The sequence below is a fragment of the Nocardioides agariphilus genome (genome assembly GCF_015352445.1).
Lineage (GTDB): Bacteria > Actinomycetota > Actinomycetes > Propionibacteriales > Nocardioidaceae > Nocardioides > Nocardioides agariphilus.
Genome location: NZ_JADKPO010000026.1, coordinates 28,788 through 51,072 on the forward strand (window position 1 = coordinate 28,788; position 22,285 = coordinate 51,072).

Annotated in this window: 16 protein-coding genes; 11 read left to right on the plus strand and 5 right to left on the minus strand. The window is 69.9% G+C overall.

Going from position 1 to position 22,285, the window contains the following annotated elements; genetic code table 11:
* The first annotated feature begins 77 nt into the window (after positions 1–77).
* Genes ISU10_RS17110 through ISU10_RS17120 form a run of 3 tightly spaced genes read left to right on the plus strand, consistent with a single transcriptional unit; the run spans position 78 to position 2,184 of the window.
* Positions 78–1,427: a PspC domain-containing protein gene (locus ISU10_RS17110; RefSeq protein WP_194697637.1), complete on the plus strand. Its 1,350-nt coding sequence runs from the start codon at positions 78–80 to the stop codon at positions 1,425–1,427.
* A complete protein-coding gene (locus ISU10_RS17115; RefSeq protein ID WP_194697638.1) occupies positions 1,427–1,966 on the plus strand; it encodes a hypothetical protein in 540 nt (179 codons plus the stop codon). Before ISU10_RS17110 ends, ISU10_RS17115 begins: the two co-directional genes overlap by 1 nt.
* Positions 1,963–2,184 carry a PspC domain-containing protein gene (locus ISU10_RS17120; protein WP_194697639.1) on the plus strand — a complete coding sequence of 74 codons (222 nt, stop codon included), beginning with the start codon at positions 1,963–1,965 and terminating at the stop codon, positions 2,182–2,184. Before ISU10_RS17115 ends, ISU10_RS17120 begins: the two co-directional genes overlap by 4 nt.
* Before the next feature lie 3 nt (positions 2,185–2,187).
* Here the strand turns inward: ISU10_RS17120 and ISU10_RS17125 are convergent, their stop codons facing one another.
* A complete protein-coding gene (locus tag ISU10_RS17125) occupies positions 2,188–2,844 on the minus strand; it encodes an FMN-binding negative transcriptional regulator (RefSeq protein ID WP_194697640.1) in 657 nt (218 codons plus the stop codon).
* A gap of 45 nt (positions 2,845–2,889) precedes the next feature.
* Here ISU10_RS17125 and ISU10_RS17130 point away from each other — a divergent pair, with 45 nt between their 5' ends.
* The 3 genes from ISU10_RS17130 to ISU10_RS17140 are packed head-to-tail and all read left to right on the plus strand — an operon-like array spanning position 2,890 to position 4,237.
* The gene (locus ISU10_RS17130) at positions 2,890–3,453 is read left to right on the plus strand and encodes a YbaK/EbsC family protein (RefSeq protein WP_194697641.1); all 564 of its coding nucleotides are present in this window, start codon (positions 2,890–2,892) and stop codon (positions 3,451–3,453) included.
* Between the two features lie 32 nt (positions 3,454–3,485).
* The gene (locus tag ISU10_RS17135; RefSeq protein WP_194697642.1) at positions 3,486–3,815 is read left to right on the plus strand and encodes an ArsR/SmtB family transcription factor; all 330 of its coding nucleotides are present in this window, start codon (positions 3,486–3,488) and stop codon (positions 3,813–3,815) included.
* Positions 3,815–4,237, plus strand: a complete 423-nt coding sequence (locus ISU10_RS17140; RefSeq protein WP_194697643.1) for an SRPBCC family protein — start codon at positions 3,815–3,817, stop codon at positions 4,235–4,237. Before ISU10_RS17135 ends, ISU10_RS17140 begins: the two co-directional genes overlap by 1 nt.
* Here ISU10_RS17140 and ISU10_RS17145 read toward each other — a convergent pair.
* Positions 4,221–5,924 (minus strand): aminotransferase class V-fold PLP-dependent enzyme, encoded by a 1,704-nt coding sequence (locus ISU10_RS17145; RefSeq protein ID WP_194697644.1) that lies wholly within the window; start codon positions 5,922–5,924, stop codon positions 4,221–4,223. The two genes, ISU10_RS17140 and ISU10_RS17145, sit on opposite strands and share 17 nt — an antisense overlap.
* An 88-nt stretch (positions 5,925–6,012) precedes the next feature.
* On the opposite strand from ISU10_RS17145, the gene ISU10_RS17150 reads away from it, so the two are divergent.
* Both ISU10_RS17150 and ISU10_RS17155 read left to right on the plus strand, forming a co-directional pair.
* Positions 6,013–7,047, plus strand: a complete 1,035-nt coding sequence (locus ISU10_RS17150) for an LLM class F420-dependent oxidoreductase (protein ID WP_194697645.1) — start codon at positions 6,013–6,015, stop codon at positions 7,045–7,047.
* Entirely contained in the window at positions 7,035–7,952 is a 918-nt protein-coding gene (locus ISU10_RS17155; RefSeq protein ID WP_194697646.1) for an oxygenase MpaB family protein, read from the plus strand. The genes ISU10_RS17150 and ISU10_RS17155 overlap by 13 nt, the downstream gene beginning before the upstream one ends.
* Here the strand turns inward: ISU10_RS17155 and ISU10_RS17160 are convergent.
* Together ISU10_RS17160 and ISU10_RS17165 are read right to left on the minus strand one after the other, a co-directional pair.
* A complete protein-coding gene (locus ISU10_RS17160) occupies positions 7,936–12,843 on the minus strand; it encodes a hypothetical protein (protein WP_194697647.1) in 4,908 nt (1,635 codons plus the stop codon). The genes ISU10_RS17155 and ISU10_RS17160 overlap by 17 nt on opposite strands.
* A 158-nt stretch (positions 12,844–13,001) precedes the next feature.
* Positions 13,002–16,667, minus strand: coding sequence for a tetratricopeptide repeat protein (locus ISU10_RS17165; protein WP_194697648.1), 3,666 nt, complete (start codon positions 16,665–16,667; stop codon positions 13,002–13,004).
* Positions 16,668–16,726: 59 nt separating this feature from the next.
* Between ISU10_RS17165 and ISU10_RS17170 the strand changes: the two genes are divergently transcribed.
* The 3 genes from ISU10_RS17170 (at position 16,727) to ISU10_RS17180 (ending at position 20,820) form a co-directional block, all read left to right on the plus strand.
* Positions 16,727–17,890, plus strand: a complete 1,164-nt coding sequence (locus ISU10_RS17170) for an acyl-CoA dehydrogenase family protein (protein ID WP_194697649.1) — start codon at positions 16,727–16,729, stop codon at positions 17,888–17,890.
* A 151-nt stretch (positions 17,891–18,041) separates the two neighbouring features.
* Positions 18,042–20,171 (plus strand): MMPL family transporter, encoded by a 2,130-nt coding sequence (locus ISU10_RS17175; protein WP_194697650.1) that lies wholly within the window; start codon positions 18,042–18,044, stop codon positions 20,169–20,171.
* Positions 20,172–20,223: 52 nt separating this feature from the next.
* The gene (locus ISU10_RS17180; protein WP_194697651.1) at positions 20,224–20,820 is read left to right on the plus strand and encodes a DinB family protein; all 597 of its coding nucleotides are present in this window, start codon (positions 20,224–20,226) and stop codon (positions 20,818–20,820) included.
* A 4-nt stretch (positions 20,821–20,824) separates the two neighbouring features.
* Here ISU10_RS17180 and ISU10_RS17185 read toward each other — a convergent pair whose 3' ends face one another.
* Complete coding sequence (locus ISU10_RS17185; RefSeq protein WP_370865589.1) at positions 20,825–22,120, minus strand: cytochrome P450; 1,296 nt, start codon at positions 22,118–22,120, stop codon at positions 20,825–20,827.
* Positions 22,121–22,285: the final 165 nt, after the last annotated feature.

The following is a 22,285-nucleotide window of genomic DNA, read 5'->3' on the forward strand; positions in this document are numbered from 1 at the left end:
TGTCCGACGACACCCCGGGGCGTGCTCAGGGTGGTCCCCTATGGCCGTGGACGCCGCGACGGCGCAGGCTTGCTGCCATGACCAGCACTCCCCCGCCGACCGGGCCCGCACTCGAGCCCGAGGCACCTCCCGCCTACCCAGGCGACCACCCGGGCGACCACTCGGGCGACTATCGGGCCAGCTACGGCCGACCCGGCGCCCCACGGGTCTCGGCCGACGAGGTCCGCGACCTCGGCCGTCTGCGCCGCATCGTCGCGCACCGCAAGGTCGCCGGCGTGGCGGGTGGCATCGCCAGGCACCTCGACATCGACCCGCTCATCGTGCGAGTCGCGTTCGTGGTGCTCTCGCTGTTCGGCGGCGCGGGTCTGATCGTCTACGCCGCATGCTGGATCCTGCTCCCCGAGGACGGTCAGCAGTCGGCGCCCCTCGGGCTCGACGAGCGCAGTCGCAGCGTGGCGCTGGTCCTGGTGGCCATCCTCGGCCTGGCCCTGCTCGTCGGGCAGTGGGACTGGTTCTGGGTACCCGGTCCGCTGATCCTGGTCGCCCTGGTGGTCTGGCTGGTGATGTCACGCCGCAACGAGGTTGCCGCGGCTCCCCTCGCTCCCGCACCTGGTGTCCCCCACGCCGGCCCCGATGCCGTCACCCCCGAGCAGCGATGGGCCACTCCGGTCACTCCGGTCGCTCCGGTTGCTGCCGAACAGCCCGTCGCCTACGCAGCGCCCTCCTACGCCACGACGTCCTCCGCACCGACGGCTCCGCCTCCTCCGCCGACCTACGCGACGAACTACGTGCGGCCCGAGCCGCGCAACCCCCGCAAGCGCGGGCCCAAGCTGTTCTGGTTCACCATGGCTCTGGCCACGTTGGCCGTCGGGGTTGTCGGCACCGTCGACGTCTCCGGGGCGCCGGTCCCCGGTTCGACGTACCCCGCCGTGGTGACGGGGGTGATCGGCGCGATGCTGCTGGTCGGCGCCTTCTGGGGCAGGGCCGGCGGCTTGATCCTGATCGGCCTCCTGTCCGCCACCGCGACCGGTGCCGCCGTGGCCGCCGAGAAGGTCGACACGGAGAGCACGACCGTGACGCCCACCTCGGCCAGTGGGGTGCTGTCCAGCTACGACTTCTCCGCCGGCCAGTACATCCTCGACCTGAGCGAGCTGGACGACCCCGAGCAGCTCGACGGCCGCACCATCACCGTGACCGGCGACCTCGGCGAGCTCGTCGTCGTCACGCCTGACGACATGGACGTCACCGTGGACGCCAAGATCGACGGCCCCGGCGGCTACACGCTGTTCGGACAGGAGTCCGGCGGCATCGACACGACCTACAGCCGATCCTTCGACGGCGGCGCGGACGTGCCTGAGGTCGCCTTGGACCTCAAGCTCGACCTGGGCCACATCGAGGTCCGTACCGAGCACCACCGGGAGAACTGATGACCACCTTCGACACCGCCACCGACGCCACCGGGTCCGCAGCACGACGCAGCGGGCGCCACCAGATCAACGTCGGGCACTTCGTGATGGGGATCGCCTTCCTCGGCATCGTCGTGGTCTGGATCCTCGTGAGCAGTGATGCCGTCACCGGTGAGGACGTCCGCTGGTTGCTGCCGGTGCCCTGGGTGCTGGCCGGCGTGGCGGGGCTGCTTGCCACCACGACGCGACGTCGCGGGACCGAGGACGAACGCGAGGAGTGGCGCGACGCGGCGTACGCCGCCAGGGGCACCGGCTGGGTCGGTCACGAGCCCGAGCGGGTCGCGCAGACGCATACTCCTCAGCCGGTGTTCGACGACCTCGACGAGAAGCTGGCCCGTGCCGAGCGCGACACGGTCGTCGTCCAGGCAGATCCCGCCGATCCCGCCGATCCCGCCGATCCCGCAGATCCCGCCGATCCCGCAGACCCCGCAGACCCCGCAGACCCCGCAGACCCCGCAGACCCCGCAGACCCCGCAGACCCGGAGGAGAACCGACCATGAGCACCACCCAGCACACCGCCCCGACCAGCACCGCCACGCGCCGGCTCGTGCGCCGTACGGACGACCGGATGATCGCCGGCGTCTGCTCCGGCATCGCCGACTACACCGGGGTCGACGTCACCGTCGTCCGGCTGGCCGCCGTTGTCGGCGCTGTCCTCGGCTTCGGCAGCCTGATCGTCGCCTACGTCGTCGCCTGGCTGCTGATGCCGGAGGCGTGAGCCTCAGCGGCCCAGGTCCTCGGCCATCCGGTCGGCGACCTGGGCCTCGCCACGTGCGCCGGTAGGACCGACCTCGGTGCGCAGGGCGGCGATGACGCCCTGGCGGTCGGCGGCGGAACGGTTCTGGCTGAGCTTGGACTTGGCCTCGACGCGTTCGATCTCGACCTGGATGCCGACGATCGCGCGGAGCTGGCCGGCGATGTACTTCTCGGGAGCATCGCTGACCTCCCAGCCCTCGTGACCGCCCGCCTCCCGACGAGCCTCGTGGAGGTCGGTCAGCCACGAGACCGCCTCGTGCAGCCACTCGGGGTTCTGCTCGACGCTGACCCGGCCGGTGAAGTGGACGGCCGAGTAGTTCCAGGTCGGCACGACCTTCCCGTGCTCGGCCTTGGTCGCGTACCACGCCGGCGAGATGTAGGCCTCGGGGCCGATGACCGTCGCCAGACAGGGTGTGCGGGGCTCGATCGCCTTCCAGTGCGGGTTGGCCTTCGCCATGTGCATCACCAGGCGCTGGCCGTCGGGCTCCCAGATGACGGGGAGCAGCGAGGCGAGCGGGTAGCCGTCGGAGCCGGTCGTGATCAGCTGCGCCGAACCCGCCGTGGAGACGAGCGACTGGATCTCTGCGAAGCCTTCGAGGGCGTTGAAGTGCGGGACGTACACGAGGACATTGTGGCGACATCGTGGCCGCACGACAGGATGGGCCGCATGCCCCCGCCTGGGAACCTGCCCGGTTTCGACGGGCTCACCTCGCTGCCCGCCGTCGACCACCTCGATCTCGTCGCGCCTCCCGTCGCCGCAGCCCTCGACGGGTGGCCGCGGGCAGGCGAGGTCGCGGTGTGCGAGATCGACCCGGACCTGGCCGACACGGCCGCCCTGACCGCGGCCTACGCGCTGCCGCTCGAGGCCAGCGCCAACTGCGTCCTGGTGGCGGGCAGCCGAGGCGGCGAGGAGCGCATCGCGGCGTGCGTGATCGCGGCCGACACGCGCGCCGACGTCAACACCACCGTGCGCAAGCTGCTCGACGTGCGCAAGGCGTCGTTCCTCCCGATGGACCGCGCCGTCGCCGAGTCAGGGATGGAGTACGGCGGCATCACGCCCATCGGCCTGCCGGCCTCGTGGCGGGTGCTCGTCGATGCGGCCGTGCTGGGCGTGCCAGCGGCCATGATCGGATCCGGCCTCCGACGATCCAAGATCATCCTGCCCGGCTCGGCGCTCGCCGACATCCCGGGCGCCGAGGTCGTCGAGGGGCTCGGCCGGCCCGTGGCTTGACGCCGGGCGAGGAGTCGCGAATACTTCACTATATGGTGAAGTATTCGCTGGACGCCTCGGCGCAGGCGATCGCCTCGGCCCCGCGCCGCGAGATCATCGAACGCCTCTCCCGTGGACCTGCGTCCATGAGTGACCTGGCCGCCGAGCTGGGCGTCACGCTGCCTGCCGTCGACAAGCACCTCAAGGTGCTCCTCGATGGCGGCTTGGTCACCAAGGACAAGCACGGCCGCACCACGGTGCTGCGCCTCAACCCAGGCAGCCTGCAGGAGTTGGGGGCCTGGGCGATGAGCACACGTCTGATGTGGAGCAACCTGCTCGACCGCTTCGAGATGCACGTCATCGACAGCACAAAGGAGACCTGATGGCCACTGTCACGCTGACCCGTCACGTCCCGGTCCCGGTACCACGGGCCTGGCGCGCCTGGAGCAACCCCGCCGAACTGGCCCGGTGGTGGTGGCCGATGCTCCCCGACACCACCTACGACTGGTCACCGGAGCCGGGAGCGGCCTACGCGATCCATAGCCGGGCGGCCGGTTTCGGCGTCCGCGGGCACTTCACCGAGGTCGACGAGCCGCGACGCCTGGTGTTCGACTGGGCCTGGGTGTCCGGTGACGAGGTCGAGCCGGTTCCCGGCACCGTCGAGGTCACCTTCGAGGCCCGCGGTGCTGGGACCCTGGTCACCGTGCAGCACACCTCGCCGCACGACCGGTCCGAGATGGCGGGCCTGGTCGAGGGCTGGCACGCCGTGCTGGACCGGCTCACAGGGGTCACCGAGCTCGTGTGACGCAGACCTCCGGAAGCTCGAACCAGCGCAATGCGTCGAAGTCCTCGCCGAGCCTGGCGGGACGCTCACCGTCGGGCGGGCTGGCCGCGTCGAAGACCCGCTGCGCCTGGGCCAGGTAGCCCTGGAGCTCCGACACCTCGGCGGTGTCGTCATGGTGCGGGTAGGTCATCGCTCCGCTGGCGTCGTAGGTCACGTCGTACAGGCGCAGGGGCGGGTCGGGGGCTCCGGATCGGTGGTGCCACATGCCGGTGGGGGGATCGAAGGTGTAGTCGCCGAGAAGCCGCCAGCCATCGCGAGCGACCATCCGCACCGCCTCGATGATGTAGTCGACGACCTCGTCCGCGACGAAGTAGTTGAAGTTCACGCGCACCCATCCCGGCTTGATGCCCTCGCACCCGCCGGCGATCTGGCGTTCGAAGCGGTGCGAGTGATCCAGGTCGATGTGGAGCAGGCGGTGTCCGTACGGTCCGGCGCACGAGCACCCACCCCTGGTCTGGATGCCGAAGAGGTCGTTGAGCAGGGCGACGACGTAGTTGTGGTGCAGGTAGCGGCCGCTCGGCGCGCGCACCACGAAGCTGATGATGGACAGCCGCTTGGCTGCGAGGTTGCCGAGGATCTCGATCGAGGGCTCGGCAACCCACGCCGTCACGGCTCGCTCGAGCAGCGCTTCCTCGTGCTGGGCGATGGCCTCGGTGCCGACTGCGGCCTTGAGCTGGAAGACTAGACCCGCGCGGATCGACTCCACGATCGCGGGGGTGCCGCCCTCCTCCCGATGCACCGGGTCGTCGTGATAGCGGTGGTCGACGGGGTTGACGTAGCTCACGGTCCCTCCCCCGGGGGTCACAGGCACCCGGTTGGTGAGCAGCTCACGCCTGATGACGAGCACACCCGGGGTGCCCGGCCCGCCGATGAACTTGTGCGGCGACAAGAAGATGGCGTCCTTGTAGGCGCTCGCGGCAGCACCCTGTCCGGGGTACATCTCGATGTCGACGTAAGGGGCGCAGGCCGCGAAGTCCCAGAAGGACAAGGCGCCGTGGTCGTGCAGCAGTGAGGTGATGCCGTAGGTGTCGGACACGATGCCGGTCACGTTGCTCGCCGCGGAGAACGAGCCGATCAACAGCGGCCGGTCCGCGTACCGCTCCAGCTCGCTGCGCAGCTGGTCCTGGTCGATGTGACCGTCGGCGTCCTCGGGGATGGTGACCACGTCGGCGATCGACTCGCGCCAGGGCAGCTCGTTGGAGTGGTGCTCGAAGGGCCCGATGAAGACGACCGGCCGGTCGTCCGCGGCGATGTGGTCGCTCAGGTGATGGCGGTCCTCGAGAGCCGACGGGATGCGCAGGCCCAGGATGCCGATCAGCTTCTCGATCGCCCCGGTCGTGCCGGAGCCGGCGAAGAGGACGACGGTCTCATCGTCTCCCCCCACGCCATCGCGGATGATCCGGCGGGCGTCCTCACGCAGGCGGGTCGTCTGGAGACCGGTGCCGCTCGCCTCGGTGTGGGTGTTGGCATAGCGCGGGAGCACCTCGCCACGGATGAAGTCCTCGATGAAGCTCAGCGCGCGTCCCGACGCGGTGTAGTCGGCGTAGGTCACCCGGCGAGGTCCGTAGGGCCCTGGCAGCACTTGGTCGTCACCGATCACGCTGGCCCGGATCTGCTCCAGGAGCGGGCGACCGCCCGGGGCGTTCATCACGCCACCATGCTCCCACCTCGGGTGCCGATCGCCGAGAGTCTGAGGTCCTTGCGACCGTGACAGCGGCTCTGTCACAGTCGAGGACGTGAAGCTCGCGACCCAGCTGATGTACTCCGGCAACCCGCGCGAGGCTGCCGACCAGGTGGCCGCCTTGGAGTCGGCCGGCCTCGACACGGTCTGGGTGCCGGAGGCCTACGGCTTCGACTCCCCCACGCTGATGGGCTACCTGGCGGCCAAGACCGAGCGCGTCGAGATCGGATCGGCCATCCTCAACATCTACTCCCGCACACCGGGGGCCCTGCTGCAGACGGCAGCCGGCCTCGACAACGTCTCGCAGGGACGGGCGATCCTGGGGCTCGGCGCGAGCGGCCCGCAGGTCATCGAGGGCTTCCACGGAGTCCCCTACGACAAGCCGTTGGCTCGCACGCGCGAGATCGTCGATCTCGTCCGCCGGGGTCTGCGCCGCGAGACGCTGCGCAACGAGGGTCTCTACCCGCTGCCCCTCCCCGAGGGACTGGGCACCGGGCTCGGCAAGCCGCTGAAGCTGCTGACCAGGCCCGAGCGCTCCGTCGTACCCATCTACATCGCCGCCCTCGGGCAGAAGAACGTCGAGGCGACGGCCGAGTACGCCGACGGCTGGTTGCCGTTCCTGTTCCACCCGGAGAAGGCGCACCAGGTGTGGGGCGACGCCCTGGCGCGTGGCAACGCCAAGCGACAGCAGGGTCTCGGGCCGCTCGAGATCTCTGCCGGTGGCCTCGTCGCGATCGGCGAAGGGGCCGATACCAAGGCGCTGCTCGACTTCGCCCGCCCCTTCTTCGCCCTCTACGTCGGTGGCATGGGTGCCCGGGGCAAGAACTTCTACAACGACCTGGCCTGTCAGTACGGCTACGAGAAGGAGGCCAAGCAGGTCCAGGACCTCTACCTCGGCGGCAACAAGCGCGACGCCGAGGCCAAGGTGCCGCTGGAGTGGCTCGAGGCGACCAACCTGGTCGGCCCCGCAAGCTACGTGCGGGAGCGGATCGCGGCCTATGCCGAGGCGGGCGTCACCAACCTGATGGTGGCTCCGGTGAGCCAGGACCCTGCGGCGACGGTGCGCCAGCTCAAGGAATGGACCTCTTGAGGCTGCGCCCATCGGCCCATCGCCGAGGCCGCTTCGACAACCTGCGCACGATCGAGCGGCTCGACCCCGAGCGCGACGCCGACGAGATCCTGGCCCTGACCAGCCGGCACGAGTTCCCGTGGGACTACCAGCAGGGCACGGGCATCGCGTTCATGCGCGACTACGGCATCCCGGCCATCGCGGCCCTTCTCGACCGCACCGGCGAGTTCGAGCACCGCGGCGTCAAGCGGTACGACGACACCCTGCTGGTGGGCGACGAGGCGACGCTCGACGGCATCGACTCAGCCCGATCCCACGCGGCGCTGCGCCGGCTGAACCGGATCCACGGCCACTACGACATTCCCGAGGACCAGTTCCACTACGTGCTGGCCACCACCATCGTCGGACCGGTGGAGTGGATCCGTGAGTTCGGCTGGCGCGAGCTGCATCCCCACGAGCTGACCGCGATCGCCCGCGTCACCACGAGGTTCGGCGAGCTGATGGGCCTGAAGGGACTGCCGAGGACCTACGACGGCTACCACCGGCTGCTGCGCGACTACGAGGCCGAGCGCTTCGCGCACACACCCGCGGCCAGGCGTCTCGCCGAGGCCACGATCCGGATCGGCCGCGAGACCGCCCGCGTCCCGACCGGCCCGCTCACCCGGGCGGTCGCCATCGCGATGATGGACGAGCCGTTGCGTCAGGTTCTGGGCCTGCCACCACAGCCCCGATGGCTCGTTGCTGCGCTGAAGCGGTCGCTACGGCTGCGGGCCTGGGCGCTACGTCACCTCGCCCCGCCCCGCCGGGAGCCGTTCGTGCACCAGCCGCGGACCTATCCCCACGGATACTCGCTGGCCGACCTCGGCCCGGCCTCGATGCTGGCGCACCTCAACCGGGCCGAGGGCCTGCCTACTTCGTCACCGTGATGGTGAAGTACCTGCTGCCGAGGTCGAAGTCGCTCTGCACGTCTGGAGTCGGCGTGCTGCCGGAGGCCAGCACCCGGAACTCCACCACGTAGCTGTTGGGCTTGGTCCACCCCAGCCTCGACGCCTTCAGGTCGGCCTGGTAGAAGTCCCGGCTCGCGACGTAGCTGATCAGCGAGCTCGGCACTTCGGACCAGGCTGATGCGGGCGCGGTGGTCTTCATCCAGCGGATCTGGATCTGCCCCGCACTGAGCAGGGCCGCGGCATCGGTATCCGACAACGGCTGGCCACTGGCGTCCAGGACCGCCACCTTCACCGGCGTGGTGCCGGACGAGTTGGTGGTGGTCGTGGACGAGACGGGCGAGACGAAGGTTCCGATGCCGTACTGGACCGCCATCGGCACCGACGCCCCCACGGACCCCGGAGAGGTCATCGTCAGCAGGAACGAGCCCTGGGTAGGCCCTGCCGTCATGGTCGGCACGTCGGCGTTGCCGGACTCGTCGGTCGTCAACGTCACCGTCGGCGGCGAGCCGGCAAAGCCTGCGGAGGTCGCCCCGGGCTGCCCGATGACCACCTCAGGCAGCGTCACCTCGACCGCGGCACCGGCGACGGCGCCCCGGGGATCGCTGACGTGGATCGACAGCGACGGGAAGGCGGTGTCCGGCTGCGTCTCGAGGTAGGCGGGGTTCGGCTCGATGACCAGCCCGTCGATCACCACGTCGAGGTCCTCGGTCTGCATGACCTCGCCCGCGGCGTCGAGCAGCTGGGCGCGCACCGTGAGCGGACCGGCCGGGACCTTCCCGTCGGTCGGCGCAGGCGCAGCAGTCGTGCCGTCGGGGCCGGTGGCCGTCTCCTGCGAGTCGTAGAGGGCGACACCGTGGCGCAGCACCGTCCACTTGATCGTGCGTCCGACCATCGGCTGGTCACCGAGGTCGACGACCTCGGCCACTGCGCCGAACGGCGAGGCCGTGCCGACAGCGCTCAGGCTCAGCCGTGCAGGGTCGACATCGAGGCTGTCGGTGTCGCTGATGTTGCTCTGGGCGTCGAAGATGTAGGCCACGACCGTGAACGCGCCGATGGGAAGGGCCTGGCCGTCTGGACGGCCGAGTGCCAGCAGACCGTTTTCGTCGGTCGAGCCCTCGAACCCGAAGAGGTCAGTGGTGCCCTGACGCACGGTGAACACGACCCGGCGGTCGGCGATGGGCTGACCGGCGTTGTCGGTCACCAAGGCCGTGACGCCGAGCGGTGCGTCGGAGTCGGGTGTGACCTGGGCGAGCTTGACGACGGAGGTGTCGATCGTGCCGACACCGCCCACCGAGTAGCCGTCACCCTCGGCCGTGTCGAGGCCGACCGCGCCGACACCGTTGGCTGCCTGCACCAGGAACCGGATGTCTTGACGGTCGACACCAGCCGGCATCGGCATCGCGCCGGTCCAGTGGGTCGAGTCGAGGTCGTCCTGGGCCAGGTTGACCGAGGCCCAGTAGCCGACGTGATCGCCTCCCGGCCCGCTGGTCCAGGTGACCCAGACCTCCTGGACGCCTGCGGACGGGTCACCGGTGGCTCGCACCGAGAAGTGCACCTGGCCGTCGGTACCCATCCCGCCCACTACGTCGGTGATGCTGGGCGCCGTAGCGACTGACGGCTGGTTCTGGCCGGCCTCCACCGGCTGGACGCCGGAGTAGTAGAGACGGAAGCCGAGGTCCTCATAGGCGCGCTCGGTGTTGGTCACGTTCAGCGAATCGGGATCGGTCACACCGGGGTCGTTGCGGTACTGCGCCGGCGTCAGGATCAGCGACGTGCGGCCGCTGTCGCCCAGCGCTCCGAAGTAGTTGGGCGTTGCCAGCTTCTGCGGCCAGAAGGCCGGCGAGAAGAACGTGCTGTTGGGTGTCGAGCCCTCGACTGCCGGTGAGCCGGTCAGCGGGATGACGCCCCCTTGCTCGGTGTACTTCCCGCTCCGGAAGCCGACGCCGCGCAGCACCAGGTCGGGATTGTCGTCGACCGTCACGTCGACGACGTGCTTGGGCAGGGTGGGCGCACCCGGCTGGGTGACGACCTCGCCCTCGGCGCCGGTCAGCCAGGTCAGCTCGCCGGTGCCGTTGATGGGCTTGGCCTCGTCGACCACCTTGGTCTCGCGGACGGTCGGGATGTCGTCGACCTCGAGGTCGTCGGTGTAGAGGCCGAGGATCGCTCCGGGACTGGGCGGGGTAGGCGGATCTGTCACAGGGGTCGTGACCGGGTCCGGGTCGGCCACCGACGTCGCGCCGTCGATCGGCTGGTGGCCCTTGGCGGCGAAGCCGGTCATCGGCAGGCCGTAGAGGGTCGCCTGGAGCACGGCCTTCTGGTCGATGCCCTCGAGAGTCGTCACCGAAGCCAGGTAGTCCTGCTTGGCGAGCGCGAGTGCCTTGCCGATCTCGACCGCCGGCGCGCCACCGGTCTCGGGGCCCTCGCGCAGCCGCTGGGCGATGCCCAGGTAGAGCCGCTCGCTGTACTGCAGCAGGTCGCTGTCGCCGTACTGGTAGCCGGTGCCGCCGATGAGCACCGCGTGCTGGCGGGCCATCTGCTGGGTCCAGTCCGCGGGGTCGATGTTGGCGCTCTGCTGCCCGTCGATGATGGAGTAGGCGGAGTGGCAGCCGGCGCTGAGCACGAGGGTGTCGGTCAGCTTGGTGGTGTTGCCGTCCTCGCCCAGCTCGCTGGCCTTGAAGGTGTTGACCTGGTCGAAGTCGGCAGCGAGCGTGTCGTTGGCGCTGAAGTGACCTGCGAGGTAGACGAGATCGTGGTGGCTGTCGAACAGCTTGCGCCGCAACCGCTCGGCGGTCCACGAGTCGGCCGGCGCAGTGCCGAGCGGGGAGATCAGCTCGTCATTGTTCCCGTTGGGCAGCGCGGTCTGGAACTCCTTCTTGACGGCCGTGGCGGCGTCGGCGAGGAAGTCGTAGCCGGTCACCAGCGATGCACCGTCGCCCTGGATCGGCAGGTTGCGGCTGCCGTCGGCTTCGGGCGTCAGGTCGAGGTAGTGGGCGATGGTCGACTCGATCTCGTCGTAGGTCTTCACCAGCCGCCCCACTGCCAGCTCGGGCACCGGCAGGGTGATGCCGCTGATCGTGACTTCCTTCGAGGCGCCGTAGGCGTCCTGGCTGAGGAACTGGTCCTGGGCCAGGCTGGCGCCTGCCTGCGTGTCACTGATCATCGTCGAGGCGAACTGGCTCTCCGCACCGATGCCGGCCGTGTCGGGGTAGCGGAAGAACGGGATGACCTCGTCACCGCCCGCGATCACGATGTTCTGCAGCGTGTCGCGGTAGGGGTCGACCAGGGCGTTGATCATGTCCCCCACCAGGTTGACCGCGTAGGGGCATTCGGGGTTGGCGGCGGCCATGAGCTGCAGGGCGCCCACCTGGGCGTCCTTGCTGACGTCGATGACCAGACCGTTGGTCGCCGCAGCCAGGTCGTCGAGAGACTTCATGTAGACGTCGTAGGGGTCGTCGACGACGGCTGGGTCCGGATCGTCGACCACGCCCAGCTTGTTGGTGTCGGTGAGGATCAGGGTCGTCGGCGTGGCGTCGGTCGGTGGGAGGCTGGGAGTCGGGTCGTCGATCACCGGAAGGTTGGCGCAGTTCGCCCCTCCGGTGATGGCGAGATCGAGGTGGAACGGCGAGCTCTTGTCGAACGCCTTGTCGTCATGCCCCTGCACCCGGACGTAGAAGTACTTGCCGTTGGTGCCGCCGGTCGCCGCCGAGACGATCTCTGTCTGCGTGCCCGTGTTGACCGAGACCGTGCGCAGGGCGAGGGTCTGGGCGCTGGAGAACGCGTTGCGGAAGCCCTCGTTGGAGGTGAGGTCGGGCGCATAGGAGTCAGGTGCGTAGACCCGCGGCGCATACACCCGCGGCGCATACACCCGCGGCGCATACACCCGCGGCGCATACACCCGCGGCGCGTAGACCCGCGGCGCATAGACCCGCGGCGCGAACTGCGGCCCCGCGGCTTCCGCCGCCGTGGTCGGCACCTGCGACACGGCGTTCGGATAGTCAGGCACCTCGGTCTCGGCGCTCGGCGCGCCCGCAGTTGCGGCCGCGAGCTGGGCGATGTCCTCGCCCGAGTTGAGGCGCTCGAAGAAGGAGTCGATGTCGCCGTAGAGGGCGAGGTCGTAGTCCTTCGGCGGGTCGGGCATGGTCACGGTGACCTTCTGGCCCGGGAAGACGAGGAACCTGTACCAGCGGGCCTCGTTGGACTCGTCGAGCGTGCCGTCGGTGCCACCGGGCGTGATCGTCTGGGCACCGAGCCACTGGCGGTTGTCCCGGCCGAGCGTGGCGTCGATGAACGGCTTGTTGCTGAGTGTGAAGGTGCCGCGCAGGAAGTTGTTGCTGTCGCCGTTGGACCCGGAGAGCCGGAAGCCGTAGGTGTGACCGGCGGGCACGTTGTCGAACACCGCCACGTTGCCGTAGAAGAAGCCGTTGGACGGAGTGGCGCAGCAGTTGTTGGGGCCAGCGGCCACGAGGTTCTTGACCACGACGCCGTCGACGATCATGTCGAGGCTCGCCCTCACGTTGAACCAGGCGTGCAGCCCCTGCCAGCTCCAGGGCACCTTGATCGGGCTTCCGGTGGTCGCGGTCTGGGATGCGGTCGCGGTGAAGTCCCAGCTCCGGGTGGTGTTCTGGCCAGCAGGGTTCATGTTGTAGCTGAACGACGCCGCGGACGTGCTGCCGTCGTTCTGCGCGGTGACGGTGGCAGCTCCTGGCGAGGCAGTCACCGACCACCCGGAGTCGATCGGCACCGCCTGTGCCGGCGTGCCGGCCACGACCAGAGGCCCCGTGACGACGGCCGCGACCGCCACGACTGCGGTCAGCAGCCGGCGTCGTGGCGCGGATGAGGTGGACTTCGTCGAACGAAGCGACGTGGACACAGCGCAGGACCCCCCTGACAGCTCACGACGTCCTCCCTGTCAGAAGGACGGTTCCCCCGAGAGCAGCATGCGTACGATACCTGAGCAATCGGTAACGAAACCGTTCGCAAGCCGACAGTTCCACAGGTCCAGACCGCGTCGTTATAGGCGGGTAACGTCTAGTCGGACAGGAGCAGACCAGCTCGTCGGACCACCAGGTCCAGGTCGTCCGTTCTCCCCGAGACCGCCGCCCGATCCAGTACGTCGGCGGGAGTGCGCGCACGCGCGGGCTGGAGAGCCTCCTCGAGGGCGGCCTCGGTGGGCGGGAACCGTGGAGCACCGATCTCGTCTCGCAGCCGCTCGGCGGCTGCCAGCAGCGAGACCGCATCGGCGTCTCCCTCGGGCCCGCGCGCGAGCAGCCACACGGCGACGTCCTCGAAGACGTGGGCCAGCGACCAGCGATCGTCGTTCTCGGCGTACGCGTCGAGGGCCGGCCGGAAGTGGGCGGCGGCTTCGTCGAGGCGTCCGAGGTCGCGCGTGACGTTGCCGAGGTTGTGCAGCCCGACGGCGGTGAGCCAACGGTCGCCGACCTCGTCGGCCAGGGCGTGGGCCTCGACGAACCGGTCGAAGGCCTGGGGGAGGTCTCCCCGCACGGTGGCGAGCATGCCCATGTTGGTCTGCGACACGCTGACGGCCCGCCGGTCACCGAGTGCTCGGCGGCGTTCGAGGCCCTCCTGTCCCAGGCGCTCGGCCTCGTCGAGGTCGCCCTCGTCCTCGGCGACGAGGGCCAGGTTGGTGAGCAGGGCGGCCACGCCGGCCTCGTCCCCCAGCTGCTGGCGCACGCCCAGGCTGCCCTCGTAGGCCGACCGCGCCTGCTCGGGGTGCCCTTGTTGGGAGGCGAGCGTGCCGCGCAGGTGGAGGATGCGCGCGCGGCCCGCGTCGTCGCCCACGCCGACGAACGCCTCCTCGGCAGCCGCCAGCTCACTCTCGGCCTCGACGTACCTCCCCTGCTTGCGGGCCAGCTCGGCGGTGGCCGTGCGCGCGCGTGCGACCCCTGCGACGTCGTCGACGGCCTCGGCCGCCTCCCGTGCGCGCGACACCGCCTCCTCGGCCGCGGCCCAGTCACCGCGCACCTCGAGCGACTCGGCGAGCTGGAGCAGTACGCCGTTGCGCTCGTCGTCGTCGACCAGCGGGAGCACCTGCTCCAGGTAGGAGATGGCCGCCTCGTTGGCGTACGCCGCCCTCGCCGCGTCAGCCGCCGCCCGCAGGTAGAGCCGCTTCTTGGCGACGTCGCCGCTGCGTGAGTAGTGGTAGGCCAGCAGGTCGAGGTGTCGCGACGCGCCATCGGGTTCGCGCTCGAGAGCGTCCCCGACTTGGCCGTGCAGCAGCGAGCGCATCGCGAACGGCAAGGAGTCGTAGGCGACATCTCGTGTCACCGCGTGCCCGAACGCGAACGTCCGGTCGCGGGGATCCTCCAGGTCGATGAGTCGGGTCGGTGTCAGCGAGACCAGCTCGTCGTGGACGTGTGTCTCCGTGCCGAGGTCGGGATAGGCCCGCGCGACCAGCGGCGAGCGGAACGCGCGACCGATCACGCTCGCGACCTTGACGGCGCGGCGCGGACCCTCGGGCTGGGCGTCGATGCGGCTCAGCACCAGGCTGTGCAGGCTCGGCGGCAGCTCGAGGGCGTCGGGATCGACCTCACCTTCCTCGGTGGTGGTGTGCGCCAGCACGTAGTCGACCAGCTGCTCGAGGTAGAACGCGTTGCCCTCGGCGCGACCGATGACGGTGGCGACCAGCTCGTCGCTGGCCGCACGTCCGGTCAGTGCGGCGTGCCGGGCGCGGACCAGCGCCGCCGCGGCGTCGGCGCCGAGCCCCTCCAGCACGAGGTCGGTGATGTGGTCACCGCGACCGACGGGCAGGCCCGCCAGCGCGGTGCCGTCGGGTCGCGAGGTGAGCACCAGCAGCACGCGGATGCTCGTGGTCGCACGAGCGAGTGCCTCCAGCAGGTCGCGAGACAGGGCATCGATCCAGTGCGCGTCCTCCACGACCACGGCCAGGGTTGCGGCCTCGGCTCGCACGGCCAGCAGCCGTCGCAGCAGGTCCTCGAGCGAGGCCTTGCGCAGCTCGCCGTCGAACGATGCCGTCAGCTCGCTGTCCGGGATCGCCAGCCCGAGCACGGGGCCCAGCAGCGGAGCACGGCCGGCCAGGGTGGGCTCCTGCTTGGACACTGCGGCGATGACGCTCTCGGGAGTGAGGCCCTCGGGGTCCAGGCCGAGCAGGTCGGTCCAGACATCGCGCCAGGCGGCGTACGTCGCCTCGGTGGCGATCGGTGTCGCCTCTCCCCTGGCCACCACGACGCCGGCCGCCGCCATCTCGCCGACGAGCTCGTCGACCAGGCGCGACTTGCCCGTGCCGGCCTCCGCCTGCACGACCACAACCTGCCCGCGGCCGCTGTCGGCCGACTGCCACAGCCCGCGCAGACGCTCGAGCTCCGCCTCGCGGCCGACCATCGGGTTGAGGTCGGTGTGACTTCCGGGCCGCCGCCTGGCCGCGCGGTCGAGCAGCCGGCGTACGGGCACCAGCTGTTGACGGCCCTTGACGGTGACGGACGGCAGCTCCTCCCACACGAACCTCTCGTCGGCGGCGGTCGCCACGTCGCCATGCACCCAGATGCCGTCTGCGGGTGCGCGGGTCATCAGGCGGGCAGCCAGGTTGACCGCGTCGCCCAGGCAGCAGAACGTCCGACGCTCGCGGTGGCCGTAGGTGCCGCTGCGCAGTCGTCCGGTGGCCACGCCGATCTGCACGTCGGTCACGGGAACCTCCGCGGCGATCTCGAGCAACCGCAACGCCGACTCGCAGGCCCGCGCGGCGTCGTCCTCGTGGGCGATCGGCGAGCCGAACACGGCGTACAGGTAGGCGCCCTTGTCACCGATCGTGAGCTGGAGGACATAGCCACCCTGCTCCTCCATCGCCAGCTCGGCGCGCGTGACGAAGTCGTCGAGGACCTCGGGCGCGCGCGGGTCGCCCTCGAAGTCCAGGCCCCCGAAGCGCACGAAGACGGGTACGGCGGGCCGCAGGTCCGCCAGGAACTCGCCGCGGCCCTCGACCATGCGGTCCCACACGGGCGGCAGCAGCCACTGGCGCGTGGTCTCCTCGGGAAGGTTGGGCCACCGCTCCGGGGTGTCCGGCGGGAAGAGGTCGTCGACGAGTGCCGCCACCACACCGACCGCCCCGGCCTCGCCCTCACGCGTGTCGCGGAGCTGGACCCGGTCGCCCAGGGATCGCAGCGCACCGGCGTCGAGCACCACCTCGCCGGGCAAGGACTGCTGCTCAGCCGCGGCCAGCGAGTCCATCAGCGCGCCGGCCAGCACGTCGATCAGCTGCACCCGCGGGTCGCCGACCACGAAGCGGTGCACCTCGCCGACCGCCACGGCCACCTTGACGCCGAGCCCGATCATGCTGCCGCCGGGCGTGGTGACGACACCGACCCGCGACATCACCTTCTGCATCGCCAGTCCACAGGCGGTCGCTCGGCTCCCGTCGTCGCCGTCGATCCAGGCGGTGACGGCGTCTCCGCTGAAGTAGACGACGCTGCCGTCCCAGGCATGCAGGGGCTCCATCAGCGCAGCGAAGATCCGGTCGAGGGTCGCCGACAGCTCCTCCGCACCGCGCCGTCCGCCGAGCTCGCGGGCGAGCGCTTCGGTGAGGGGCGTGAAGCCCGAGATGTCCACGAACACGGCCGCTCCCCGGGTCAGCCGGGGCAGGTCCTCGCCGCGCGCGAGCGCGCGCCGACGGTCACCCGGGATGTAGGCCTGGGGGTTGTCACCGGGCAGGAGGTCAGCCATCGCGCCTATCGTGACATCCAGCCCTGTGAGCCTTGCACCGTGACAGTTGCACTGTCACGATGACGTCCATGGAAGGTCGGGTGCGGCGGGCGATCTTCGACGACGAGCACGAGGCCTTCCGCGAGGCGGTCGGCACCTTCCTCGACAAGGAGGTCGTCCCGCATCACGATCGGTGGGAGGCAGACGGCATCGCCGACCGCGAGGTGTGGGCGAAGGCGGGATCCCAAGGACTGCTCGGACTCCAGCTCGACGAGAAGTACGGCGGCGGCGGCACCTCCGACTTCCGCTACAACGCGGTGATCGGCGAGGAGATGACGCGCCGAGGCGTCTACGGGGCCGCGTTCACGCTGTTCAACGACATGATCGTCCCCTACCTCGCCGCCGGCGCCACCGACGAGCAGCGCGCCCGCTGGTTCCCAGGCCTGTGCGCGGGCGAGACGATCGCGGCGATCGCGATGAGCGAGCCCGGCGCCGGCTCCGACCTCCAGGGCATCCGCACCACCGCCGTGGACGCCGGCGACCACTACGTGCTCAACGGCCAGAAGACCTTCATCTCCAACGGGATCCTCTCCGACCTGGTCGTCGTCGTGGCCCGCACCAACCCCGACGCCGGCCACCAGGGCATCTCGCTGCTGGTCGTCGAGCGCGGCATGGAGGGCTTCGAGCGCGGCCGCAACCTCGACAAGATCGGCCAGCACGCCCAGGACACCGCCGAGCTGTTCTTCTCCGATGTCCACGTGCCCAAGGCCAACCTGCTCGGCGAGGAGGGCAGCGGCTTCGTGCAGCTGATGACCAACCTCTCCCAGGAGCGGCTGTCCATGGCCGTCGCCTCGGCGGCGGCGTGTGAGCACATCGTGGAGATGACGCTGGCCTACGCCAAGGAGCGCACGGCCTTCGGGCGCCCCATCGGCAAGTTCCAGCACAACCGCTTCGTGATCGCGGAGATGGCCACCGAGGCCCACATCGCCCGGGTCTTCGTCGACGACTGCATCGCGCGTCACATCCGCGGCGAGCTGGACGCCAAGACCGCCTCGATGGCGAAGTACTGGACCACCGAGCTGCAGAACAAGCTCGTCGACCGCGGAGTGCAGATGCACGGCGGCTACGGCTACATGACCGAGTACCCGATCGCCCGCGCGTGGCTCAACTCCCGCGTCGGCACCATCTACGGCGGCACGACCGAGATCCAGAAGGAGATCATCGGCCGGTCGCTGGGGCTGTAGGCCGGGGGCACCACATCCCCAGCTCCCGGATGTCACAATCGGGCTCGTCCGGACGTCGTGTAGGCAGATCCGATGAGTTGGGCAACCTCTCAGGGTCTGTCAGGGGAATACCCGGATGACCCCTGTCCCCGCCTCGTGATGGAGTTTGCGCATGCATCGTCAGATCGCCGGCAAGCTGACCGGCCGCGTGACCAAGTGGCTGGTGTTCGCTGCCTGGCTCGTCATCGTGGTCGTGGCCAGCGCATTCGCCGCCAAGCTCACCGACGTCCAGAACAACGAGGCAGCCTCGTGGCTGCCCTCCAGCGCCGAGTCGACCAAGGCGCTCGACAAGCTCACCACCTTGCCGGGTCAAGACGAGAACAACATCCCGACGGTCGTGGTCTACGAACGCAGCGGCGGACTGACCGCCGACGACCTCGGCGCGATCGACGCCCAGGTCGCCGAGATCCAGGACATGGACGGCGTCGTGGGCGAGGTCGTCGGGCCGATCCCGTCCCCCGACGGCGAGGTGGCCCAGACGATCGTCACCTACAACTTCGGCAAGAACGGCTGGAACGACCTGCCCGACACTGCCGACAAGCTCCGCGAGATCATCGCGATCGACGGCGTCACGACCCACATCACGGGCGCGGGAGGGCAGGTAGCCGACTCGGCCGAGGCGTTCGCCGGCATCGACGGCACGCTGCTGTTCGCCACGCTCGGCGTGGTGATCCTGATCCTGCTGTTCACCTACCGCAGCCCGATCCTGTGGCTGCTGCCCATCTTGTCTGCGTTGTTCGCCCTGCAGACGAGCGAGGCGGTGATCTACTTCCTGGCCAAGTACGCCGGCCTCACCGTCAACGGTCAGAGCCAAGGCATCCTCACCGTCCTTGTCGTCGGCGCCGGCACCGACTACGCCCTGCTGCTCGTGGCCCGCTACCGCGAGGAGCTCAGGCGCCACGAGGACAGGCACGAGGCGATGGCCTTCGCGCTGCACCGGGCGGCGCCGGCGATCCTGGCCAGCGCGGCCACCGTCGTGGTCGGCATGCTCTGCCTGAGCCTGGCCGAGATGAACTCCACGGCCGGCCTCGGACCTGTGCTGGCCATCGGTGTGGCGGTCACCCTGCTGGTGATGATCACCCTGCTGCCCGCACTGCTCGTCATCGTGGGCCGCTGGATCTTCTGGCCCAAGCGTCCGCACTTCGGCTCGCCCGAGCCGACCGCCACGGGCCTGTGGGCACGCGTCGGCAGGGCCATCTCACCGCGCCCTCGGGCGGTGTGGGTCACCACCGCGGTGATCCTCGGCATCGCCTGCCTCGGCCTGTTCAAGTTGGACACCGGCGGGCTGTCGACCGACGAGCAGTACACCAAGGAGTTCGACTCCATCAAGGGACAGCAGGTGCTCATCGCCCACGACCTGGTCGACACCTCCAACCCGATCCAGGTGCTGGCCAAGGCAGACAAGGCCCAAGACGTCGCTGCGGCGATCGCCACGGTGGACGGTGTCGGCGAGCCCGACACCTCCATCCCACCGGTCGACGGCCTGGCCCTGATCACGGCGACGGTCCCGGGCGACGTGGCGACCCAGGCAGCCTTCGACAAGGTCGAGGCGGTGCGCGCCGCCGTCCACCAGGTCGACGGAGCCGACGCCCTGGTCGGCGGGACCTCCGCGATCTACCTCGACATCCAGAAGGCATCGAGTCGGGACAACAAGGTGATCATCCCGATCGTGCTCCTCGTGGTGATGCTCATCTTGATGCTGCTGCTGCGGGCACTGCTCTCGCCGCTCATCTTGATCCTGACGGTGATCTTGTCCTTCGGGGCCGCGCTGGGCTTGTCGACGATCCTCTTCCACACGGTCTTCACCCGCCTGTTCGAGGTGGGGTCCGGCTTCGAGCACGCCGACGCGTCCTTCCCGCTGTTCGTCTTCGTGTTCTTGGTGGCGCTGGGCATCGACTACAACATCTTCTTGATGACCCGCGTGCGCGAGGAGACCCAGACCCGCGGCACCCGGCAAGGCTCCTTGGTGGCGCTCTCCGCGACCGGCGGCGTGATCACCTCGGCCGGCCTCGTGCTCGCGGCGACCTTCGCGGTGCTCGGCACGCTGCCGCTGGTGTTCCTCGCCGAACTCGGCACGGCCGTCGCCCTGGGCGTCATCCTCGACACGATGATCGTCCGGTCCGTCCTCGTCACGGCCATCAACCTCGACCTGGGCGGCAGGATCTGGTGGCCGAGCAAGCTCGACCGCGGCGACACGCTCGGCGGCCTGCCGGAGCCGAAGCAGGAGAGCGCCCTCGTCTAGTGGTCTGACGGGGTGATGCGTCCGGCTCCCCCTCGCGCCTAACCTGAGGTGCGTGGGGGAGCCTGCGTCGTCACCTGGGTCTGCCGTCAGCGTCCTGCTCCGACTGTGGGAGCAGTCGGGACGCCGACTGCGACAGCGGTGCGAGGGGATGACCGACGAGGAGTTCTTCTGGGAGCCGGTCGCCGACTGCTGGAACATCCGGCCCGACGGCCAGCACCCTGGCGCCTGGACCTACGAGTACGAGTTCGCCCCGGCCGACCCCGTGCCGATGACGACGATCGGCTGGCGACTGGTCCACCTCAACGCCGGCAACCGCATCTACTGGAACCACGCCTTCGGCGACGGCACCTTGGCCTTCCCCGACCTGGAGGTGCCGCACACGGCCGAGTCCGCCTTGGCCGCCTGGCGCGAGAGCCGGCTCGCGATCACCTTGTGGCTGACCGAGGCCACCGAGGCAGACCTGGCCGAGCCTCGCCCCAGCCACCTTCCGGAGCGGCAGATGTCGGCTGGTGACCAGGTCCGGACGCTCGTCGACGAGCAGATCCACCACGCCGCCGAGATCGCGTTGCTGCGCGACCTGTTCGCACGTCCGCACCAGGACCACCACACCGAGCGAGTCCTGCACCCACCCGGTTCGTCAGCGACCTGACGGGTCAGCGGCCGTCGAGGTAGACCGGCAGCGACTCGACGCCGTAGACGATCGAGCGGTCGTGGAAGGCCAGCTCGCTGGCGTCGACCGCGAGCGTCAGGTGCGGGAAGCGCCGGGCCAAGGCGGGGTAGGCCGCCCGCAGCTCCATGCGCGCCAGCTCAGCACCGACGCAGCGGTGGAAGCCGTGCCCGAACGCGAGGTGCGATGCCGTGGCCTGCCCGTGGTCGAAGCCGGACCCGGCCGTCGCCGAGTGGTAGGCGCGCTGGTCGCGGTTGGCGGCCGGCAGGTGCGCGAGCACCACGGCACCCTTCTTGATCTTCTGCCCACCGAGCACGACATCGTGCTTGGCGAACCGCGGGAAGGAGATCTGCACGACCGACAGGTAGCGCAAGAGCTCATCGACGATCGGGACCACGCTGTGGTCCTCGGCGATCAGCAGGTCCCAGACGTCGCGGCGGTCGAGCAGCACCGCCGTGCCGAGAGCGAGCATCGAGGCACTGGTCTCGAGGCCGCCGGTGAAGGCGCCATCAGCCAGGCCGGCCAGGTCGAAGTCGGTGATCTCGTCGCCGTGCTCTCGGATGATCTGGCCGATCAGACCGGGCCCCGGCTCGCGGCGCTGCCGCGCGGTCTCCTCGAAGAGGAACTGGCGCGAACCAGCGACGGCGCCGACGGTGCCGATACCGCCGCCGGTGACGTCGAACCGGGCACTGGCCATGCCGCGGAACTTCTCGCGCTCCTCGACCGGCAAGCCGAGCAGCTCGCAGATCACGAGGAACGGCACCGGGAAGGCGAAGGTCTGCGCCAAGTCGACGGCCTGGCCGTCGGCGCCCAGCCGCTCAGTCTCGTCGAGCTGGTCCTCGATGATCCGGTCGATGGCGGGCTTGAGCCTGGCCAGCCGGCGCATCGTGAACTCGGGCGTGAGCAGCTTGCGCAGCCGCGTGTGGTCGGGCGGGTCGGTGAACCCGAGGCCGCCGATGTCGCCGTTCTCGGCGTTGCCCGCTTTGCCCATGTAGGGGCGGATGTCGGTGGAATACGACGTCTGGTCGGCCAGCAGCTCACGGGCCTCGGCATCGCCGGTGACCACCCAGACCTCGACGCCCAAGAAGTTGACGACCTTGGCGACCGGGCCCTTGGCCTCGCGCAGCTCCTCGAGTCGGCCGACCGGCTCCATGCCCTCGCGCTTGAGCGGCCAGGTCAGCCGCTCAGGTACCCGGTCGAGGCGGGACAGGTCGATGCCCGGACTGCGGGCGATGAGTGCGCGTCGTACGCGCGAACGCACCGCCTCTAGAACCAGCGCCACACCAACCCCCAGGCCCTCACATCCGCCGTCCAGTCCTCGTGGACTGCGGTGAATGCTACGACCTCAGGGCACCGGAACCGATGAGCCCACGTGCTTATCAGGGAAGCTTCAGGGTCGCGGCAGCTCGAGGCAACATCGCGGACCGACCGATGACGCGGCCCAGGA

Bases quoted from the DNA above. Each gene is read 5' to 3' on its own strand.
- ISU10_RS17170 (WP_194697649.1), top strand. From the start codon at position 16,727: ATGACGTCCATGGAAGGTCGGGTGCGGCGGGCGATCTTCGACGACGAG.
- ISU10_RS17135 (WP_194697642.1), top strand. From the start codon at position 3,486: ATGGTGAAGTATTCGCTGGACGCCTCGGCGCAGGCGATCGCCTCGGCC.
- ISU10_RS17130 (WP_194697641.1), top strand. From the start codon at position 2,890: ATGCCCCCGCCTGGGAACCTGCCCGGTTTCGACGGGCTCACCTCGCTG.
- ISU10_RS17175 (WP_194697650.1), top strand. From the start codon at position 18,042: ATGCATCGTCAGATCGCCGGCAAGCTGACCGGCCGCGTGACCAAGTGG.
- ISU10_RS17110 (WP_194697637.1), top strand. From the start codon at position 78: ATGACCAGCACTCCCCCGCCGACCGGGCCCGCACTCGAGCCCGAGGCA.
- ISU10_RS17145 (WP_194697644.1), bottom strand. From the start codon at position 5,924: ATGAACGCCCCGGGCGGTCGCCCGCTCCTGGAGCAGATCCGGGCCAGC.
- ISU10_RS17140 (WP_194697643.1), top strand. From the start codon at position 3,815: ATGGCCACTGTCACGCTGACCCGTCACGTCCCGGTCCCGGTACCACGG.
- ISU10_RS17115 (WP_194697638.1), top strand. From the start codon at position 1,427: ATGACCACCTTCGACACCGCCACCGACGCCACCGGGTCCGCAGCACGA.
- ISU10_RS17155 (WP_194697646.1), top strand. From the start codon at position 7,035: ATGGACCTCTTGAGGCTGCGCCCATCGGCCCATCGCCGAGGCCGCTTC.
- ISU10_RS17165 (WP_194697648.1), bottom strand. From the start codon at position 16,667: ATGGCTGACCTCCTGCCCGGTGACAACCCCCAGGCCTACATCCCGGGT.
- ISU10_RS17120 (WP_194697639.1), top strand. From the start codon at position 1,963: ATGAGCACCACCCAGCACACCGCCCCGACCAGCACCGCCACGCGCCGG.